Origin of the sequence: Cumulibacter manganitolerans (assembly GCF_009602465.1) — a bacterium.
Classification (GTDB): Bacteria; Actinomycetota; Actinomycetes; order Mycobacteriales; family Antricoccaceae; genus Cumulibacter; species Cumulibacter manganitolerans.
In genome coordinates this window covers 1-4,208 of the sequence record NZ_WBKP01000098.1, presented here as the reverse complement: position 1 = coordinate 4,208, position 4,208 = coordinate 1, and the positions used below count along the sequence as shown (strand labels likewise).

Sequence of the window (4,208 nt, the reverse complement as noted above, 5' to 3'; positions counted from 1 at the left end):
CGCCGCGCCCCACCACGGGCAGCCAGCTCGCGGCCGGCGCTCCGCCCGCGCCCCGCCCGCTGGTCAACCAGCCGCGGCCCCAGCAGAGCCCGGCGCCGGCCCCGGCGGCCGGCCCGAACTGGCGGCCGGTCATCTGGATCGCGATCGGCGTCACGGCCGTCATCCTGCTGGTCGTGCTGTTCACCAACCTGTAGCACCGGCCGGTGCACCCACTGCTCCCCGAAGGAGGGCCCCGATGACCGTCACGTCGCCGCGACGCATGTCGCCCCTCGTGGCGCAGATGGCTCGCTCCCTGCAGCAGCGCGTCCCGCCGGAGACCGCCCACGCGATCGACGGCATCGTCGCGCGCCTGCAGGGACCGCTGCAACTGGCCGTCGCAGGACGCATCAAGTCGGGGAAGTCGACCGTGGTCAACGCGCTGATCGGCCGCCGGGTCTCGGCGACCGACGTCCGCGAGTGCACCCGGATGGTCACCCGGTTCCAGTACGGGACCGTCGACCGCGTCGAGGTGCGCCGACTGGACGGCACCGTCCGCACCCTGCCGTACGACGGCGACGGGGTCATCCCGGTCGACCTGGGGTGCGATCCCGAGGAGGTGGCGGTCGTCGACGCGTACCTCACCTATGACGCGCTCCGCCACGTGACCATCATCGACACGCCCGGTCTGGCGTCGTTGCACGAGGAGAGTGCCGGCCGCACGCAGGGCATGCTCGGCGGCGAGCCGGGCCCCGTGGACGAGCAGTCGCGGCAGGCGGTCGCGGCCGCCGAGGCCGTGCTCTACGTGCTCACCCAGTCGATCCGCGCGGACGACGCGGACGCCCTCGCCGCCTTCCGGCGCGCCTCGAGCGACGCGACGACGTCGCCGATCAACGCCCTCGCGATCTTGAACAAGGCCGACCAGCTGCAGGCCGACGATCCGATGGGGCTCGCCCACGAGCTCGCGGCCGAGCACTCGCACACGCTGCGGCACGCGGTCTCCCAGGTGCTGCCGCTGGTCGGGCTCATGGCGGAATCGGCGCTCACCGGGAACTTCACCGAGGCCGACGCGCAGGTGCTGCGTGAGATCGCGGCGCTCGAGGAACCGGTGCGCCAGATGCTGTTCCTGTCGACCGACTTCTTCGTCCGCCCGGAGGTCCCGATCGACGTGGCGGCGCGCGAGCGGCTGCTGAGCCGCCTCGACCGGTACGGCGCCGCCAAGGCGGTCGCCGCCATTCTCGCGGATCCGGGCATCAGCACCGGTGGGCTGCGCCGGCTGCTGGAGACCGACAGCGGGTTCCCCCGGCTGCGGCGGATCATCGACGGCGTGTTCAGCGTGCGGGCCGACGACATCAAGTCCTCGGTCGCGCTCTCGGCCCTGGACAGGCTGGCGAGCGCCGCGCCGCCGGCGGTACGCGACCTGATGTTCGACCACCTCGAGGAGCTGTACCAGCACCCGGAGGCCCAGCAGCTGCGGCTGCTCGAGGCCGCGAGCCTGGTCACCACCGGCACGGTGGAGCTGCCCGACGACATGTTCGACGAGGTCCGTCGCCTGGTCACCGGTGCGTCCCCGGACGAGATGCTCGGCGCCCCCGGAGCGCCGGCGCCGGACCTGATCCAGCGCGCGCTCGACGCGGCCGGCCGCTGGCGCACCTTCGCCACCTTCGGCTCGACCCCCGCGCAGAGCCGCATCGCGCACACGATCCATCGCTCTTACTTCATGCTCTGGCAGCAGCTACGAGCCATCGCCACCGGAGGGGCACCGACATGACCGACCCGCAGGATCGCCGCGGCCCGGAGACGCCCGTGGAGGCCGTCGGGCCCGACGCCGACGACGCCCTGGACCACGCGCTTCGCGAGCGGCCCGTCGACGAGGACACCGACTTCGACTTCGACGACGCGGCCGGCCACCCGGCCGCCGGCGACGACGCGGAGGACTACGTGCTGTACTCCGAGGTGCGTCCGCACCTCGAGGCGCTGGTGCAGCTGCAGAACGAGCGCGCGAAGATGGTCGACCTGCTGCTGTACGCCCGCGACCGCGTCTCCTCCCCCGCCGTGGCGGCGCGGATGGACGACAACCTCGCGCAGCTCGGCATCCAGGTCCTCGTGCCGCGGGTCGGCGAGCGCTTCGACCCTCAGCGGCACGAGGCGTCCGCCACGGTGCACACCGACGATCCCGCGCAGCAGGGCACCATCGCCGAGCTCGAGCTCGCCGGGTACGCCGACGGCGACCGCGTCGTGCGCCACCCGGTCGTGACCGTCTTCGCCCTCGACCGGGGCGGTTCGGCGTGAGCACGCCGCAGCAGAACGCGGCGCCCGCCAAACGGATCACGCTGTCGCAGCTCGCGCGGCAGACGTCGGACCGCGGCCTGGCGATCCTCGACAAGCACGACCCCGACATCGCCGTCCGGCTCACCAGGATGCGCGCCACCCGCCCCGACAAGCCGACGGTGGTCGTGGTCGGTGAGGCCAAGCGCGGCAAGTCGAGCCTGACCAACGCCTTGATCAACGTGCCCGGGCTCTCCCCGGTCGACTCGCGGGTGGCGACCAGCACGTACATCATGTTCCGCCGCGGCCCCAAGACGGCGGCCCGCGCCCTGCTGCCCGGCCAGAGCGAGCCGGTCGACATCCCGCTCGAGCGGATGCGCGACTGGGCGACGGACCTGGGCGAGCGTGGCCAGTACACCCCGCCGCGGCTGATCGAGGTCGAGTGCGACTCGCCGCTGCTCGGCAACGTGAACCTGGTCGACACCCCCGGCGTGGGTGGCCTGGATGCGACGCACGCCGAGATCGCGCTGCGCGCGGTCGGCCGGGCCACCGCGCTGCTGTTCGTGTGCGACGCGTCGGCGCCGTTCACCAAGCCGGAGATCGACTTCCTCGTCAAGGCGTCCAAGAACATCGACCTCGTGATCTTCGCGGTCACCAAGACGGATGCCTATCGGGGCTGGCGGCAGATCGTCGAGGACAACCGCAAGCTGTTGCGCGAGCACGCGCCCCGCTTCGCCGACAGCGTGATGCTGCCCGTCTCGTCGAAGCTCTTCGAGCAGGCTGCGCTGATGGGCGCCAGCGAGCTCGGCCGGTCCCTGCGCACGGAATCGAAGATCACCGAGCTGCAGGTGGCGCTGCAGCAGCAGGTGGCGCTGAAGGCGTCGGCGCTGCACGAGGCCAACCTGCTGCGCACGATGCGCTCCCAGCTCGACGGGCTGCTGACCACCCTCGAGGACAGCCGCCGGGCGTGCCAGCCCGACCTCGAGTACGCCAACCGGCTGAAGGAGAACCGCGATCGGCTGCTGCAGGCGCGCAAGGCCGACTCGCGCGCCTGGCAGCTGCGGCTGCGCTCGCTGCTGTCGCGGGCGCGCCTGGACACGATGGCGGACATCCAGTCCGAGAACCGCAAGTTCCTCGCCTACTGGCGACGCCAGGTCGAGGAGCTCGACAAGGGCCGCCTGAAGGACATCGGCCCGGCACTCGATTCCGCCCTGAAGGCCTCGTCGATGCAGATCTTCGACCGCCAGCAGGCGCGGATGCGGACGGTGTCCCGCTCGGTGCTGCAGTCGATGTTCGCGCAGAACGAGCTCGCCGAGGTGTACGCCGCGCTGCAGCGGCCGCGGCAGATCACCGCGACCGCCGGACCGGCCAAGCGGCAGTCGTCCGCGGACGAGAAGGTGCTGACCAACATCAGCATGATGTCCGGCATCTCGATCACCAGCATCACCGGCTCGAGCCTCACCGCCGCGACCGGCGCGGCCATCGTCGCCTGGCCCATCGCGGTCGCCGTGGGCCTGAGCGTCGCGGGCTGGATCGTGTGGGCACGTCGGACCGCCTCGGACCGCAACCAGCTCAAGCTGTGGCTGAACGAGACGCTCGGAGAGACCCGCGCGCGCCTCGAGGCGGACGCCTCGGCGTTCTTCATCGAGGCCGAGCACGAGCTCACGCTCGCGCTGGACCGCGCACTGGTACGCCGCATCGAGACCCTCGACGGGCACATCAAGCAGATCGACCAGTCGTTGAAGGTCGACCGCACGGAGCGCGAGCGGCGCGCGGCCGAGATCACCAAGGAGATCGCCGCCGTCCGCGACGTCGCCTCGACGATCGACCAGATCCTGCCGCGGCTGCGCAACGCGGTCGTGCAGAAGCGGTCGGCCACCGCGGCGGCCACCCCCGGTGCGCGACAGCCCGGTGCGGCGGCGTCGGGCGCCCAGCGGCAGGCGGAGAGCTCCCGCGGGGCAGCC

At 72.2% G+C, this 4,208-nt stretch carries 4 protein-coding genes; all 4 read left to right on the top strand.

Translation table 11 applies throughout. The features are described from left to right. A partial coding sequence (locus F8A92_RS18760; protein WP_228389571.1) for a hypothetical protein occupies positions 1 to 194 on the top strand: 194 nt, incomplete at its 5' end. A 41-nt stretch (positions 195 to 235) separates the two neighbouring features. Next, positions 236 to 1,747 (top strand): dynamin family protein, encoded by a 1,512-nt coding sequence (locus F8A92_RS18110; RefSeq protein WP_153506580.1) that lies wholly within the window; start codon positions 236 to 238, stop codon positions 1,745 to 1,747. Continuing rightward, positions 1,744 to 2,268 (top strand): nucleotide exchange factor GrpE, encoded by a 525-nt coding sequence (gene grpE / locus F8A92_RS19165; RefSeq protein WP_228389570.1) that lies wholly within the window; start codon positions 1,744 to 1,746, stop codon positions 2,266 to 2,268. Before F8A92_RS18110 ends, grpE begins: the two co-directional genes overlap by 4 nt. Further along, positions 2,265 to 4,208: dynamin family protein (locus F8A92_RS18100; protein WP_153506579.1), on the top strand; the 1,944-nt coding region annotated here is incomplete at its 3' end. The genes grpE and F8A92_RS18100, both read left to right, overlap by 4 nt.